The organism is Mesorhizobium sp. WSM1343 (assembly GCF_055901535.1).
This window is the reverse complement of sequence record NZ_CM148370.1, coordinates 761839-778277: the sequence shown is the minus strand read 5'-3', so window position 1 is coordinate 778277 and position 16439 is coordinate 761839. Positions and strand designations below refer to the sequence as shown.

General features: G+C 64.6%; 9 protein-coding genes. 5 read left to right on the top strand and 4 right to left on the bottom strand.

Annotation, left to right across the window (positions count from 1 at the left end; all coding sequences use genetic code 11):
- Positions 1 to 137 precede the first annotated feature (137 nt).
- Positions 138 to 2054, bottom strand: coding sequence for a molecular chaperone DnaK (dnaK, locus tag AC0NIL_RS03650; RefSeq protein ID WP_024502156.1), 1917 nt, complete (start codon positions 2052 to 2054; stop codon positions 138 to 140).
- Between the two features lie 213 nt (positions 2055 to 2267).
- On the opposite strand from dnaK, the gene AC0NIL_RS03645 reads away from it, so the two are divergent.
- The 5 genes from AC0NIL_RS03645 to AC0NIL_RS03625 all read left to right on the top strand — a co-directional run bounded on the left by AC0NIL_RS03645 (position 2268) and on the right by AC0NIL_RS03625 (position 12108).
- Positions 2268 to 4511 (top strand): hypothetical protein, encoded by a 2244-nt coding sequence (locus AC0NIL_RS03645; RefSeq protein ID WP_473572835.1) that lies wholly within the window; start codon positions 2268 to 2270, stop codon positions 4509 to 4511.
- Between the two features lie 10 nt (positions 4512 to 4521).
- Positions 4522 to 8367: a DUF7929 domain-containing protein gene (locus AC0NIL_RS03640; RefSeq protein ID WP_275953324.1), complete on the top strand. Its 3846-nt coding sequence runs from the start codon at positions 4522 to 4524 to the stop codon at positions 8365 to 8367.
- A 222-nt stretch (positions 8368 to 8589) separates the two neighbouring features.
- Positions 8590 to 9267, top strand: coding sequence for a ribulose-phosphate 3-epimerase (rpe, locus tag AC0NIL_RS03635; protein ID WP_275953323.1), 678 nt, complete (start codon positions 8590 to 8592; stop codon positions 9265 to 9267).
- 408 nt (positions 9268 to 9675) lie between these two features.
- Complete coding sequence (locus AC0NIL_RS03630; RefSeq protein ID WP_013528582.1) at positions 9676 to 10416, top strand: GntR family transcriptional regulator; 741 nt, start codon at positions 9676 to 9678, stop codon at positions 10414 to 10416.
- Between the two features lie 177 nt (positions 10417 to 10593).
- Positions 10594 to 12108: a malonate--CoA ligase gene (locus AC0NIL_RS03625; RefSeq protein ID WP_275953322.1), complete on the top strand. Its 1515-nt coding sequence runs from the start codon at positions 10594 to 10596 to the stop codon at positions 12106 to 12108.
- Between the two features lie 27 nt (positions 12109 to 12135).
- Here the strand turns inward: AC0NIL_RS03625 and AC0NIL_RS03620 are convergent, their stop codons facing one another.
- The 3 genes from AC0NIL_RS03620 to AC0NIL_RS03610 are packed head-to-tail and all read right to left on the bottom strand — an operon-like array spanning position 12136 to position 16436.
- On the bottom strand, positions 12136 to 14175 hold the full coding sequence (locus AC0NIL_RS03620; RefSeq protein ID WP_275953321.1) for an ABC transporter ATP-binding protein/permease: 2040 nt from the start codon (positions 14173 to 14175) through the stop codon (positions 12136 to 12138).
- A 51-nt stretch (positions 14176 to 14226) separates the two neighbouring features.
- The gene (gene nagA, locus AC0NIL_RS03615; protein WP_013528579.1) at positions 14227 to 15405 is read right to left on the bottom strand and encodes an N-acetylglucosamine-6-phosphate deacetylase; all 1179 of its coding nucleotides are present in this window, start codon (positions 15403 to 15405) and stop codon (positions 14227 to 14229) included.
- Positions 15402 to 16436, bottom strand: coding sequence for an SIS domain-containing protein (locus AC0NIL_RS03610; RefSeq protein WP_024502148.1), 1035 nt, complete (start codon positions 16434 to 16436; stop codon positions 15402 to 15404). The genes nagA and AC0NIL_RS03610 overlap by 4 nt, the downstream gene beginning before the upstream one ends.
- Between the last annotated feature and the right edge of the window lie 3 nt (positions 16437 to 16439).

The window sequence follows — 16439 nt, the reverse complement described above, 5'->3', positions numbered from 1 at the left end:
GTGCGATGGAAGGGGGATGCCAGTGTCGACGCGGCTTTGCCTGCATTTTTTCAGCAAGGCCCGCTGTTTTTCTGCAAGGGGTTGCAAAAAAGCCCGGCCTTCGCCGGGCTTTTCGCTTTATCTTGCCGTCAAACGGTTCAGGCCGACTTCTTCTTGTCGTCGTCCTCGTCGATTTCCTCGAAATCGGCGTCGACAACGTCACTGTCCTTGGCGGCGTCCGCCTTGGCGTCGGCTTCCGCCGCTTCCTTCTGCGAAGCCTCGTACATGGCCTGGCCAAGCTTCATAGAAGCCTCGGCCAGCGCCTGGCTCTTGGCTTCGATGTCGGCCGCGTCGTCGCCTTCGGTCGCGGTCTTCAGCGCCGCGATCGCGTCGGAGATCGCCGTGCGCTCGCCTTCCGAAACCTTGTCACCATATTCCTTCAGCGACTTCTCCGAGGAATGCAGCAGCGCTTCGGCCTGGTTGCGGGCCTCGACCAGCGCACGCCGCTTCTTGTCGGTCTCGGCATTGGCCTCTGCGTCCTTGACCATCTTCTCGATGTCGGCGTCCGAAAGACCGCCCGATGCCTGGATGCGGATCTGGTGCTCCTTGCCGGTGCCCTTGTCCTTGGCCGAAACGTTGACGATGCCGTTGGCGTCGATGTCGAAGGTGACCTCGATCTGCGGTACGCCGCGCGGCGCCGGCGGAATGCCGACCAGGTCGAACTGGCCGAGCGCCTTGTTGTCGGCGGCCATTTCGCGCTCACCCTGGAAGACCCGGATGGTCACTGCCGACTGTGAGTCCTCGGCCGTCGAGAACACCTGGCTCTTCTTGGTCGGGATCGTCGTGTTGCGTTCGATCAGGCGGGTGAACACGCCACCCAGCGTCTCGATGCCGAGCGACAGCGGCGTCACGTCGAGCAACAGCACGTCCTTGACGTCGCCCTGCAGCACGCCGGCCTGGATGGCGGCGCCGAGAGCGACGACCTCATCCGGATTGACGCCCTTGTGCGGCTCCTTGCCGAAGAACTGCTTCACGATTTCCTGGATCTTGGGCATGCGGGTCATGCCGCCGACCAGAACGACTTCGTCGATCTCGCCCGCCTTCAGGCCGGCATCCTTCAACGCCGCCTTGCAAGGGGCAATCGTGCGCTGGACGAGGTCGTCGACCAGCTGCTCGAACTTGGCGCGCGTCAGCTTCAGCGTCAGGTGCTTCGGCCCGGTCGCGTCGGCGGTGATGAAGGGCAGGTTGATTTCGGTCTGGGTGGTCGACGACAGCTCGATCTTGGCCTTTTCAGCCGCCTCCTTGAGGCGCTGCAGGGCAAGCTTGTCGTTCTTCAGGTCGATGCCCTGTTCCTTCTTGAACTCGGCCGCCAGGTATTCGACCAGGCGCATGTCGAAATCCTCGCCGCCGAGGAAGGTGTCGCCATTGGTCGACTTGACCTCGAACACGCCGTCGCCGATTTCGAGCACCGAAATGTCGAACGTGCCGCCGCCAAGGTCATAGACGGCAATGGTCTTGCCTTCCTTCTTGTCGAGGCCATAGGCAAGCGCTGCCGCGGTCGGCTCGTTGATGATGCGCAGCACTTCAAGGCCGGCGATCTTGCCGGCATCCTTGGTCGCCTGGCGCTGGGCGTCGTTGAAATAGGCCGGAACGGTGATGACCGCCTTCTCGACCTTTTCGCCGAGATAGGCTTCCGCCGTCTCCTTCATCTTCTGCAGGATCATGGCCGAAATCTGCGAGGGCGACTGCTTCCTGCCGCCGGCTTCGACCCAGGCATCGCCATTGTCGCCCTTGACGATCTTGTAGGGGACAAGCTTCTTGTCCTTCTCCGTCACCGGATCGTCATAGCGGCGGCCGATCAGGCGCTTGACCGCGAAGATGGTGTTTTCAGGATTGGTGACCGCCTGGCGCTTGGCCGGCTGGCCGACCAGACGTTCGTCGTCGCCCGAGATGGCGACGATGGAAGGCGTCGTGCGCGCGCCTTCCGCATTCTCGATTACCTTGGGCTCCTTGCCATCCATGATGGCGATGCAGGAGTTGGTGGTGCCGAGATCGATACCGATTACTTTTGCCATTTCTCTAGTCTCTCCGCTAAGCAGGCTCTCAGGACCCGTACAGGCGTTCCGACGAAAGCCCCTGTTCACAAGAAATCCCGTTCCGGCAACCGGCATTCCGGCGCCGAACGGCTTGGCGCGTATATAAGAACAGGCGGCATCGCGCGCAAGCATTCTGCGCAGGCCTCCCATGAACCTTTCCATCTCCGCCCGCGACTGATCTCCAGGTGCCGCATGGTGCGGCCCGGAAAGGAAGCCCCCATGACCAATAACCCAGAGGCTCTGAGGTCTCCGGGAACAACAGGAGCTCGGCGCGACCACCGCCTTCGGGACGGGGTCGATGCGCTGGGCTTTCCGCTGATTCCGTTGACCCTGCGTAAGACCAGGCGTATCGTCGTCTTGAGGAAAGCAGACAATTCGATCAGGGAAGAACGAGCCGGACCGCCGCGCCTTGCCCTGATTTGCGCGGCCAGCCCCGACGTTCTCCCGTCGACTACGGGGGGTAGTGTCATGTCTCGCATCCGCGGCTCGTTCGTGTCGTCTCTTGATGGCGGCTTGCGCCGTGCTGTGCATCCAGGCGGGTTGCTGGCGCTGGCACTCGGCCTGTGGCTGGGCGCCGCGCAGGCGCAGGAAACCCGGATCATCTATCCCGGCTCGATGGCGGTGACCGGATTCTCCGGCACCATCATTCCCAATTTCGACCCCCCTGATTCCGAAAAAGAGGGCCTGCCGCCCGGCGTCGATCCGGTCGACGAAACCTTCATCGACCCCACGCGCGCCACCTTGCGCGTGTTCGACGTTTCGCATCTGGGCGGCCCAGCCTCCGGCCAGCTGGTCAACACGCCGCCGCCCTTCGAGGTGACGGCGGAGCAGATCGGCCAGGTGTTCGGCGTCACCTATGATGACGGCGTGCGCGACGGCGTTCCATCGGGCATTCCCAATCTCTATGCCGGCGCCACCTCGCTGCACGGCATCCGTATCGTCACCCCGGATGCCGACGATGACGGCCGCCCCGAGAGGCAGCGCCGCGGCGCTGCCGGCGCCACCTTCATGGATGGCCAGTTCGGCACCGAAAACGGTGGCGGGCCGGGCGCCGTCTGGAAGATCGACGGCATCACCGGCCAGGTCTCCAAATTCGCCGACATCGACACCAACAGCGGTCCCGGCATCGGCAATCTCACTTTCGACGCCACTCACCGCGAGTTCTTTGCGTCCGATCTCGACACCGGCCTGATCCATCGCATCGACGCCGAAGGCAGACTGATCGACAGCTTCGATCACGGCGTTGCCGGCCGGCCCACGCATGGGCTCGCTCCCGTCGCCGACGATGGTTCGGTGATGGACATACAAGGTGCCGCCTTCGATAGCGAAGACCCCGACAGCTGGGGCTACACGCAGGACGAGCGCCGCGTCTGGGGTGTCTCCTACCATGGCGGCCGGCTCTACTATTCGGTCGGCGAAAAGTCGGAAATCTGGTCGGTGGGCATCGCTCGCGACGGCAGTTTTGCCGGTGACCCGCGCTGGGAACTGACGGTCAGGGCCGACAAGGACTACGCCGTCACCGACATCGCCTTCGACAACAGCGGCTTCATGTACCTGGCCCAGCGCGGTCCGGTCGAGAACCGTTACGATTACAGCCAGTTCGCCGATTCCGGTAAAGGCGAGGTCATCCGCTATTTCCGGGAGAACCCGGACGATCCGGAAACGGAATCGGTCTGGGTCGAAGTGCCGCAGGAATATGCGGTCGGCTTCCCCCAAGGCAACCGGCAGTCGGCCGGCGGCCTCGACCTGCAATATGGCTATGACGCCGACGGCAATCTCGACAGCTCCGTCTGCACGCAGACGCTGGTCAACACGGGCGACAAGCTGCGCGACAATCCTTCACTCGCCGAACAGCTCGCAGCCGGCGGGCCGCTGGCCGTACACGGTGTGCAGATCACGCCGAAAGAGCTGGTCAAGCCGGCCAATGTGCCGCCCTTCGGCTCATGGTTCGTCGACTTCGACGGTTATTTCGAAGACCCGGAGGTCGAGGGCCATGTCGGCGATGTTGCCGTCTGGCACCCTTGCGAGGGCCGCGCCGGCTATTACGAGGAAATCCCGGGCGGCTACCTGCCCCCCTTCTACCCGCCGGATTTCCCACCACCCGGCAACCTGCCTCCATGTCTCGACGTCGACGACGTCCAGTATTACTGCACGCCTTCCGGCCTCGAGGCCGATCTCTATCTCCATGACCATGCCGGCTTCGGCGGCGATTCGATCAAGGTCCAGTCCAGGACGCCAGGCGTCGGGGTGACATCATCCCAGTCGCATGCGCCCGGCAAGCCTTACACGATCGACATCACCGGCCACTATCCGGGTGACACAGTCGATGTCGGGCTCTGCTTCTACAGGAAGTCCGACAAGGACAAGGGTGGCTATTACCCTTGCTGCAAGATGACTTTGCCGCTCAGAACCCCAGCCGCCAGCTGCGAACGTTGAGGAGGGGAAGATGAAAAATCTCGCACTCTCCCCGCTCGCAACGAACGCCCAAACAACCGTCATGGAGACGATCATGAAACCCCTGTCATACGCCAGGCGCGGCGCGCGCTGGCTGATGGCGGCCGGTATCGCGGTCGCCATGTTCACCCCGGTGCAAGGCTTTGCAGAAGACGCTGCCTCGATCACCCCGGAGCTGAAGCTCGATCTTGATAGTTCGCGCGTCGTCACTCCGAGGCCTGACCAGGTGGTGCCTTTCTTCACCAAGACAGGCACTCAAAGAGGCTGCGATTACGTCGTCTACTCGCTGAGCTTCGGCTTGCGCGGCGATCCGCAGGGCCTTGCCGACCCGAGCCTCGAGGCCAGGCTGAAGAAGGTCAGGATCGACTTCAAGGACCAGCTTCCGCACGGCCTTGCGATCATCAACGTCAACGTGTCCGGCGACGGCACGGATTCGTCCGGCGGACCACTGCCGGGTGCAACGATCAGCACTTCGGCAAATCCGAACGATACTGCCACGGTTTCCGATTTCCGCATCTCCACGTCCGATGTCGACGGCGTCGGCGCTGCCAACGAGCGTGTGATCAACTTCGCGATCACGGCCAAGATCGATCGTGCGGCATTTCCCGCGCCGACGATCGTCGACAACCAGGGCATGATCAAGGTGACGGCCGGACCGGGCACCGGGACCATCATCCCATCGCAGGATCCGAGCAAGCCCGACGACGGTGACTTCAAGACCGGCGTGAAGACCTCGATCAAGATCGACGTCACCAAGTGCAATCCGCCACCGCCACCTCCCGGCAAGGAATGCTTCAAGGTGGAACGCGGTACGGTCGACTGCGTGCCCGGCGGCGGCGCCTTCATCTATCACATGCCGGTCGGCCCGGAGATGGGCGGCAAGTGGGTGCAGGTGTCGACGAGCACGCCCGGCATCAACATCATCCCCGATACCCAATTGGTGCCGGCGGGCGGCGGTGTGCTCAACTGGAAGATCGTCGGTGCCTCGCCCGGCGACGTCATCCACCTCATCGTCACCGGCATCGAAACCTATGCCGGTCCGAAGGAAGGCTGGGGCCTGTGCTGCACGCAGACGATCGACATCGTCATCCCGCGTGACCAGAGGTGCCCGCCCAGGGACAAGGAGCCGGACCTCAAGGTCGAGAAACGCGCCGACGTGACGCGTTGCACGATGGGCGGCGGCTGCGACTTCACCATCAGGGTCACCAATGTCGGCACCGGTGCCTACCACGGCAAGATCGTGCTCGACGAGGTGACGCTGCCGGCCGGCTCGACGCTCGATTCAGGGCCAAATCCACCTTGGGTCTGCGTACCCGGAACCACCCCGATGACCTGCACCTATCCGGTGACCACGCTCAATCCGGGGGCCTCCGTCGACCTCAAGCTCGGCTTCAAGCCGGCCGGAGGCTGGCAAGGCGGTGCTTTACGCAACTGCGCCACCTACAATTATGGCGCCAGCGGCAAGCCGCTGTTCGGCAGCCAGTCGAACGATCGCGGCTGTGCCTCGATCCCGATCTGCCGGCGCGGCGACCGTGACCGCGACTGCCGGCCGCCGGTGGAGAAGAAGGTCGACCTGATCCTGAAGAAGCGTGCCCGCGTCCCGGTCTGCTCGGCCGACGGCATCTGCACCTTCGTGATCGACATCATCAACAACGGCAGCGCCACCTACAATGGACCGCTGACGGTCATCGACAATTATCCCGGCGGCGCGCCGTCCTCCTCGACCTTCGGGCCGAGCCCGCCCTGGACATGCGGACCGAACGGCCCCGGCCAGTTCCGCTGCGACAATGCCGGCATCTCGCTGCCTGCGGGCGCCTCGACGCCGATCTTCGTGAAGGCGGTCATGCCGGCCGGCTACCAGTCGGACATTGTCGAGAATTGCGCTGAGGTGAAGCCCATCGCCGGTGAAAACGACCTCACCAACAACAAGGCCTGCGCCAAGGAACGCTTCCGTCATCCCAATGGCGGCAAGCCGACCCTGCGCATCACCAAGGTGTGCAACGGCTCGCTCGCCGGTGCCGCGGTCGTCTCTTGCCGCATCACCGTCATCAGCCTTGGCACCGCTGCCCCCAACGGTCCGGTGCGGGTCAACGATGCCGCCACGCTGGTGGCCGGCGGCGCGCCCGTCCAGATCCAGACCGTCACCCCCGACGGCGCGGAATGGGCGTGCGGACCGGTTCCGGCCAATGCGCTGTCGTGCCAGATTCCCGGTGCCGTCATGACACCTGGAACCAGCCGCCACTTCGACGTGACGGTCTCGGCGAATGGCGCGTTCGAAAACTGCGCGCGCGGCTCCTATGGGCCTGCGCCGGGCGACGACGTCGTCTATCCCTTTGGCCAGGCCTGCGCCAAGGGCGGCGGTTCTTCGACCATCCGTGTCGAAAAGACCGGCGACCGCGAATGCAGGCTCGGCCAACCCTGCTCGTTCGAGATCACCATCACCAATGACGGAGCGACCGCCTTCTCCGGGCCGGTCCGCATCGGCGATGCGATCGGCGTGGAGGGGCTCGGCAGGCTGGAAGGCGTTGAGATCACCTCGATCGATCCGCCCTTCGGCTGCTCGCCGGAACCGGCAACCTTGCCTGCGTCCTGCATTGCCAACCTGACGCTCGGCGCCGGCGAAAGCCGGGTGCACCATGTCACCGTGGTCATTCCCGACGACGGCCGCCTGGCCAATCTGCAGGGCAATGTCAGCGGCCAGAACTGCGTCGGCGTGCTGTCTCCCGACACACGGGTGCAGGGCGGTGGCGACGTGCTTGGCGGCGATCAGACCAATGTGCAGGGCGATCGCGGCAAGGCCTATGCCTGCCATCCCTTCACCATTAGCCAGGAGACGAGGAAGGAATGCTCGCAAGGCTTCGTCATGAACGATGCCGGCCGCTGCGTTTGCCCCGAAGGCACCACCTACCGCAACGGCCAGTGCTCGCCGGGCGGTGGTATCGTGCCGAAGCCGGAACAGCCGAAACGCTGTGTGCTGCTCGAGGGCCAGATCCGCACCGAGGACGGACGCTGCGTCTGCCCACGCGGAACCGGGCTCGAGAACGGCAGGTGTGTCAGGACCGACAAGCCCGAGCAGTGCACTATCCGTGGCCAGGTCCACAATGCGGATGGCGATTGTGTTTGCCCCAGGGGAACCGAGATCAGGGGCAATGCCTGCCGCCCGATCCAGCCAAAGCCGGAGCAGTGCACGATCCGTGGCCAGGTCCACGATGCCGATGGAGACTGTGTCTGCCCGCGAGGGACCGAGGTGCGCAATGGCGCCTGCCGTCCGATCCGGCCGAAGCCTGAGCAGTGCATCATCCGTGGCCAGGTCCACGACGCGGACGGAGACTGCGTCTGCCCGCAAGGCAACGAGGTCAGAAACGGCGCCTGCCGCCCGATCCGGCCAAGGCCTGACCAGTGCACCATCCGTGGCCAGGTCCACGACGCCGACGGCAATTGTGTCTGCCCGAGGGGTACCGAGGTGCGGGGCAATGCCTGCCGGCGCAAGCAGCCGACGCAGGAGCAGTGCGACATACGCGGCCAGGTCCACAACAAGCGCGGCGAATGTGTCTGCCCGCGCGGCACCGAGGTGATCAACGGCGCATGCCGCAGGCAGGAGGTGGAATGCGCACCGGGCTCGCAGATGATCGATGGCCAGTGCCAGCCGATCATCAGGAGGCGCTGCCCGGAAGGCACGATCGGGCGCTACCCGAACTGCCGGGCGGTCCGCGGACAACCGTCGCTGGAGCTGAACCCCGGCCTGCTGCTGCAGCAGGTGCTGCCACGGCGCAGGCCGCAAGTCGAACAGCGGCAGGACCAGGTTCCAGACAGAATCCTGAAGCTCCAGCAGCAATAACCACCTGCTCGACGCGAGACCAGAAACCCCGCCGGAGCAATCCGGCGGGTTTTTCTTCGCAGCTGTGGGGACAAGCGGGAATTGGCCGCAGCATGATCGCGGATAACGGCACGCGTCCCAGCCTGCGCGTCGACCGCGCCTGCACCCTCGACAAGTCGGCTGCGGCGCATTAGGCAGTCGATAGGGTGGCCAACGAGAAGGACACTCGGAAAGGCCGCATCCATGAGCAGAAAGTCCCTGATTGCACCATCGGTGCTGGCATCGGATTTTTCCAAACTCGGCGATGAGGTCGAAGCGGTAGCGGCAGCCGGCGCCGATTGGATACATCTCGATGTTATGGACGGGCATTTCGTGCCCAACATCACCTTTGGCCCGCCAGTGATCAAGGCGATCCGCAACCGCACCAAGGCCTTCTTCGACTGCCATCTGATGATTGCCCCGGCCGACCCCTATCTGGCCGCTTTCGCCGAGGCCGGCTGCGACGGTTTGACCGTCCATGCCGAGGCCGGCCCGCATCTTGACCGCTCGCTGCAGACCATCAGGAATCTTGGCAAGAAGGCCGGTGTGTCGCTCAATCCGGCGACGCCGGAAAGCGTGGTCGAATACGTGCTCGACCGGCTCGACCTGATCCTGATCATGACCGTCAATCCGGGCTTCGGCGGCCAGGCCTTCATCCCAGCGATCGTCGACAAGGTGAAGCGGGTCAAGGCCCTCATCGGAGGCCGGCCGATCCGAATCGAGATCGACGGCGGTGTTTCAGCCGAAACCGCGCCGCTGGTCACCGCTGCCGGCGCCGACGTGCTGGTGGCGGGCGCCGCCATCTTCAAAGGCGGCAGCGTCGAGGCTTATCGGCAGAACATCCAGGCGATCAGGACGGCAGCCGATAAGGCAGCCGGTTGACCAGCAGTGTTCCCGCGTCGGTCCTGCATGCCGGCTAAGGTTCTGGTGCCGGGCGGGTTTGTGAAGCTTTTGGGGCAACGGCATCGGATGTGAGCGATTGCCTGATTCGGTTTTCAGCTCCGTCGTCTATGCCCAAAGCAGACAGTTGATCTCGCGCGAATACAAAAGAACAAAAAGAACAGATTCTCCTGCGTGCATACAAAACATGTTAAGTGCCCGCAGGTTGTGAAAAAGCGCGGAATTACAGCACTGAACTCCGAAATGCCGCATATTCCTTTGTGCTAAAGTACAATAACGTGATCTTCTGCTTGAGCAGGCGAATCTTCGCGCTGTATGGTACAAGTACGAGAAGGCGAATGCTTTCGGACTCGAATCGCCCGGGACAAGTCCTGGGGACAAGGAGTCGCTTTGACATACGGAGCTGCCAATCTGAACGACGACGCAGCCGGACCGAAGAGCACGCTTGCCACTACGGTCTATCAGCAATTGCGGGACGATCTTCTCGGCGGTGTCCTTGAAGCCGAGAGCAAGCTGCGGGTCGAGTGGGTGGTCTCCAAATATGGAGCCGGCGCCTCGCCTGTCCGCGAAGCCCTCAATCGCCTCGCCTCGGAAGGGCTTCTCGGCCGGCACGACCAGCGCGGCTTCTTCATCATGCCGGTCAGCGCCTCGGAACTCGAGGAGCTGACGCGCACCCGCTGCTGGCTCGAGGAGCGAGCGCTTCGCGAATCCATCACCCACCGCACCGCCGAATGGGAAGAACAGCTCGTGCTGGCGCTGCATCGCCTGGGACGCGCGTCACGTCTGGCACCGCAGAATCTCTTCTCGCTCAATCCCGATTGGGAGAGGCTGCATCGCATCTTCCACAGGGTGCTGATTTCGGCCTGCCGGTCGCAATGGCTGGTGGGGTTTTGCGACCAGCTCTCCGATCACGCCTATCGCTACCGGCAAATGGCCAATGATGGCGAAGGCGTCCAGCGCGACGATTTCGGCGAGCATCGTCTGATCGCCGAATATGCCCTGGACGGCAATGCCGACGGTGCCGTCGAGGCCCTGCTCAACCACTACCGGTTGACTGCGGCCATGTGCATGAAGCGCTTCGAGCAGGACGAGGAAACGAAAGAAATCGCCGGCAAACGCGCTCGGCGATAGCAGTCGTTTCCTGGCGGGTCTCTTGTGCTCGTTTCTTGCACGCAACCTGCGTCGGCGTGGCCGGCGTGAACCGCTGTCGGCGGGCTTGACGGCGCGGCCAAGAACCGCGAACTCTCGCCGCCGAGGCATGCCGCGACAGGCGCATGCTCAGCGCCGCAGCACCCCAGGGAAGTCTTCATGAGCAATCATCTGTTCGATGCGTTCCGGTTCCGGATGCCGGCGCCAGCGCGCTTGCTGATGGAAACCGATGATGGCCGCTCGATCACCTATGGCGATATGCTGGCCCGCTCGGCGCAGCTTGCGCATGCGCTCCTGCAACTGGATGTCGAACCCGGTGACCGCGTTGCCGTGCAGGTCGAGAAGAGCCCGGAAGCGGTCATGCTCTATCTCGCCTGCCTGCGCGCCGGCGCCGTCTTCCTGCCGCTCAACACCGCCTACACGCTGGCTGAGCTGGAGTATTTCTTCGGCGACGCGGAACCACGCCTGGTCGTCTGCGATCCGGCAAGAGCGGCCGACATCGGCGCGCTGGCGGAAAAGACGGGCGCCGTCACCGTCACGCTCGGCCGCGATGGCCGGGGATCGCTGACCGAGCAGGCCTCGCGGCTGCCGACGGATTTTCATGACGTGGCGCGCGGGTCGGATGACCTCGCGGCAATCCTCTACACGTCGGGAACCACCGGTCGTTCGAAAGGCGCCATGCTCAGCCACGAGAACCTTGCTTCGAACGCGCGCGTGCTGGTCGAGCACTGGCGTTTCACCGGAGACGACGTGCTGATCCACGCATTGCCGATCTTCCACACGCACGGCCTGTTCGTCGCCACCAACGTCGTCCTGATGGCCGGCGCCTCGATGCTGTTCGAGCAGAAGTTCGATCCGGCCCGCATCGCCTCGCTGCTGCCGCGTGCCACGGCCCTGATGGGGGTGCCGACCTTCTACGTGCGCCTGCTGCAGCATGAGGGGCTGGACCATGAGGCGGCGAAAAACATCCGTGTGTTCATTTCCGGGTCGGCGCCGCTGCTGGCCGAGACGCACAAGGCCTGGCGCGAGCGCACCGGCCACGCGATCCTCGAACGCTACGGCATGACCGAGACCAACATGAACACCTCGAACCCCTATGAGGGCGAGCGGCGCGCCGGCACCGTCGGTTTCCCCTTGCCCGGCGTCACGCTTCGCATCGCCGATCCAGACAGCGGCGCAGCGCTTGCGCAGGGCGAGGTCGGCATGATCGAGGTGAAGGGCCCAAATGTTTTCGGCGGCTATTGGCGCATGCCGGAGAAGACCAAGGCGGAATTCCGCGCCGACGGTTTTTTCATCACCGGCGATCTCGGCATGACCGACGCCGACGGCTACGTCCACATCGTCGGTCGCGGCAAGGACCTGATCATATCGGGCGGTTACAACATCTACCCGAAGGAGCTCGAAAGCGAGATCGATGCGCTCGACGGGGTTAGCGAAAGCGCCGTCATCGGCGTTGCCCATCCGGATTTCGGCGAAGGCGTCACCGCCGTCGTCGTGCGGGCGCCGTCATCGCGGATCACCGGTGCCGAAATTCTCGGCGCTATCGCCGGACGGGTGGCGAAATACAAGCATCCGAAGCGCGTGATCTTCGTCGATGAACTGCCGCGCAACACCATGGGCAAGGTACAGAAGAACCTGCTGCGCGACACCTACAAGGACATATACGCATCATAGTTGCGCGGAGCCCGGGGCAGCGGCGCCTTACTCCTTGCGCGCCCTTTCGACCCGACTGCCGGAGCCCCACAAGGCGCGCTTCAGCAGGTTGCGCTTGCGCGGCACGAGGTTGATGTCGCTGACAAGCTTGGCGCCGCCCTCGCGCCGTTCGAGGGTGATCTTGCGGCTGTGGAAGGCTTCCAGCTCGGCACGGTGCGCCACGCTGATGATGGTGACATCGGGCAATTCGCGGATCACCGTCGCCATCATGGCGTCCTGGCTCTTCTCGTCGAGCGCCGAGGTTGCTTCATCCAGCACGACGATATCGGGGCGGTGCAGCAGCAGGCGCGCGAAAGCGAGACGCTGCTTTTCGCCGCCCGACAGCGTCTGGTCCCATGGCGCTTCTTCCTTGATCCTTTCGGCAAGATAGGCCAAGCCGACCTTGTCCAGGGCGGCCTTGATCTGTTTGATCGTCCACTTGTCCGCGGCCGCGGGATAGGCGACCGCGCGGCGAAGCGTGCCCGAGGGAATGTAGGGGCGTTGCGGCAGCATGAACAGTCGCCTGTCGGCATGAAAATTGACGCTGCCGCCGCCCCACGGCCACAGGCCGGCAACGGCCCGCACCAGCGTCGACTTGCCGGAACCGGATTCGCCAGCCACCAGCACACGCTCGCCCGGTTCGATCGCAACCTCGGTTTCCTTGACCACGGAGGTGCCGTCGTCGAGCGTGACGGAGAGATCGTCGAGGCTGAGCATCGCACCGTCTTCGGTTTCGCCGTGCTGGATGCGTCCGAGCGCGTCGCTCTGCTCCGCACGCTCGAGCCCGTCGAGCGACATCATCAGCGAGGCGATGCGCCGCGCCGAGGCGTTCCAGTCGGCAAGACGCGGGTAGTTGTCGACCAGCCATCCGAACGCGCCCTGCACGATGGCGAAGGCGGAGGCAGCCTGCATCACCTGTCCGAGCGACATCGAGCCTTCGAGGAATTTCGGCGCGCAGAGCAGGACCGGCACGACCGGCGCAAACAGGCTCGACCCCTGCGACACCAGCGCCGTGCGCATGTGCTGGCCCGTCAGCAGCGCCCATTGCCTGAGCACATGACCGAAATTCCTGTCGATGCCGCTGCGCTCCTCCTCCTCGCCGCCAAGCAATGCGATGCTCTCGCCGTTTTCGCGCACCCGCGTCAGCGTGTAGCGGAATTCGGCTTCCGCCTGGTTCTTCTGCTCGGAGAGGCGGACGAAATGCCGGCCGATGACCACCATCGACGTGGAGGTGATGGCGGCATAGATGACCGCGGTGATGACGAGGAAGCCGGGAATGGTCAGGTTTTCGCCACCGATCGGCAAAGTGAGCGCGCCGCCGATCGTCCACAGCACCACGATGAAGGTCGAGGCCGACAGGAACGCATTGAGGACGCCCGAGATGAAATCGACGGGTGACTCGGTGGCGATCCGCAGATCCTCCGTGAGGCGGGCTTCGGGGTTCGAGTGGTCGCCGGCGACGAGATTCAACTGGTAGTAGCGGCCATTGGCAAGCCAGCGTGCGATGACGGCGGTGGTCAGCCAGGAACGCCAGCGGCGCTGGATCGTCATGCGCAGATAGACCTGCGCGACCACAAGGCCCGCGCTTCCAGCGACGAGCGGCAGGAATATGGCGCTAAGCACATAGACGGTGTGGACGTTGCGTTGCTCGATGGCGTCGAAGAAGGAGCGGTTCCAGACGTTGATCCCGTATTGAAAGCCGACATTGACGCAGATCAGGATCAACAGCCCGATCGTGAGCGGCCAGGCAAGCCCATCGCCCCGCCTGGCCCAGTAGCCGCGCCCGCTGATCCAGAAACGCCGCAGCAGGTATTTCCGGCGCGCCTGCTCGGCTTCTTCGGGCGTCAGTTGCGGATCCGGCTCGACAGCCTCCGGTGGCGGTCCCGGCTGGCCGTCGACCTCGGGGGCAGCTTCGGCAGTCGGCGGTTTTTTTTCGCGCAGATCCTCGTGGCGCGGCCTCTGGTCACGCGGCGCTTGCTGTCGCGGCTTCAAGGCACCGCGCGGTTTGATGCCGTCGGCCTGTTTCAATTTGGGTTTCGCCTCGGACATACGCTCCGACAACGACCTCAAAATCAAAAGGTTTCACGACGACAGCCGATATCAATGCGCAGTGCCGTAGCCGGCTCCAAAAACCTTTTCGCCGCCGATCCAGACGCCCTTCGGGTCGAGATCGTCCGACAGCGCGACAATATCCGCAGCCGTGCCGTTGGCGAATCGGCCAAGCCGGTGCGACTGGCCGATTGCTTGCGCCGGATAGAGCGAAGCCATGCGCAAGGCCTCGGAAAGCTCGACCCCGATGACGCGGTGGGTGAAACGAATGGCCGAGATCATGTCGAGATCGGCGCCCGCCAGCGTTCCGTCGCCGAGCCGCAGGCTGCCATGCCTGCGATAGATGGTACGGCCGTTGAGCGTGAACGACGTCATGTCGGTGCCGATTGTCGCCATGGCGTCGGTGACCAGAACGATCCTGGCCGGCCCCTGCTTGGCGCGCAGTGCGATCTTGATGGTGGCCGGATCGACATGGATGCCGTCGGCGATGAGACCGGCCGACAAGGTGCCGATGTCGATGGCGGCGCCAGCCAGGCCAGGCTCGCGATTGCCGATCTGGCTCATCGCATTGAACAGGTGGGTAACCATCGAGGCGCCCGCCGCGGCAAAGGCGCTGGCGGTGGCGTAGCCGGTGTCGGAATGGCCAAGGCTGACGATGACGCCGGCCTTAGTCAGCGCCGCGACGCGAGCCGGCTCGACGGATTCGGGCGCGATGGTGGTCAGCAGCACCGGCAGCTTTTGCCGAGCCGCGATCAGCATCGCCTGGTCGGCATCCGTCATCGGCCGGATCAGCGCCGGATCATGCGCGCCCTTGCGGGCGACCGACAAATGCGGGCCTTCGAGATGCAGCCCGAGAAACCCAGGCACCTTCTGGCGCGCCGCCGCCTCGCCGGCGGCGACAGCGGCGGCCGTGATTGCAGGCGTGTCGGTGATCAGCGTCGGCAGCAGCGCCGTCGTGCCGAAGGGCGCGTGCGCGCGGCAGATGGTCTCGATGGAAGCGACATCGGGATGGTCGTTGAGCATGACGCCGCCGCCGCCATTGACCTGCAGGTCCACGAAACCCGGCACCAGCAGGCCGTCACCGGCGTCGACGAGGGCGATGTCCGAGGGGACGGCGCCCGTGGGCAAAATGGCCTCGACGAGACCGTCGCGCACGACCAGCGCGTGGCCTTCATGCCAATCGTCGCCGTCGAAAATCCGGGCGCCAGTCAGGGCAAAGCGATTGCTCATACGGTCTCCGTCACCTTGCGAAGATTGCGCGGCGTGTCCGGGTCGAGACCGCGATGGCGGGCAAACGCCTCGACGAACATGTAGAAGGAGACGATCAGCGTCAGCGGATCGGTCAGTGGATGGCCTGTGGCGACATGCGGCAGGCGCACGGCGCGTTGGGCAAGTGCCGAGGTGACGAACACCGGCGCGCCCTTGGCCGCCAGGCTGTCGGCGGCCTCGGCAATCGACGGTTCGGACGCGTCACGCGCGGCCAGCGCCAGCACCGGAAAATCGGGGCCGACCAGCGCCAGCGGGCCGTGCATGACCTCGGCGGCGCTGTAGGCTTCCGCATGCATGCCGCAGGTCTCCTTGAATTTCAGCGCAGCCTCATTGGCCATCGCCGCCGACGGTCCGCGGCCGAGGATGAACAACGACTTCTGCTTCTCGATCGTCTCAGAGAGCACGCTCATCCAGTCGCAGGCGATCGCCTTGCCGAAATGCTCCGGCAGGCGGGCAAGCGCCGCCAGCAGCGCATCGTCGCCGGTGGCATGCGCCATCAGAGCGAGGCCGGCGACGGCCGAATTGATGAAGGTCTTGGTGGCCGCGACGCTGCGCTCGGGGCCGGCCAGGATGTCGATCGCATAGTCCGAGGCACGCGCCAGCGGCGAATCGGCGGTGTTGGTGATGGCGACGGTCAGCGCGCCTCCCGCCCGCGCGGTTTCGGCCATGGCGACGATGTCGGGGCTCTTGCCCGATTGCGAGATCGCCAGGCAGGCCGAGCCGGCGAGCCTGAGCTTGCGGCCATAGATCGAGGCGATCGACGGCCCGACCGATGCGACGGCCAGGCCCGCGGTCAGCTCGACGGCGTATTTCATGAAGGTGGCGGCATGGTCGGACGAGCCGCGCGCCACGGTGACGACGAACTGCGGGTCGCGTTCCCGGATGCCGCGCCCGGCTTCGGTCAGCACGGCGCCGGAGCCGTCGAGCAGGCGGGCGACGGCCTGCGGGACCTCCTCGATCTCGCGCCGCATATGGGTCATCTCTGTCGACATGGT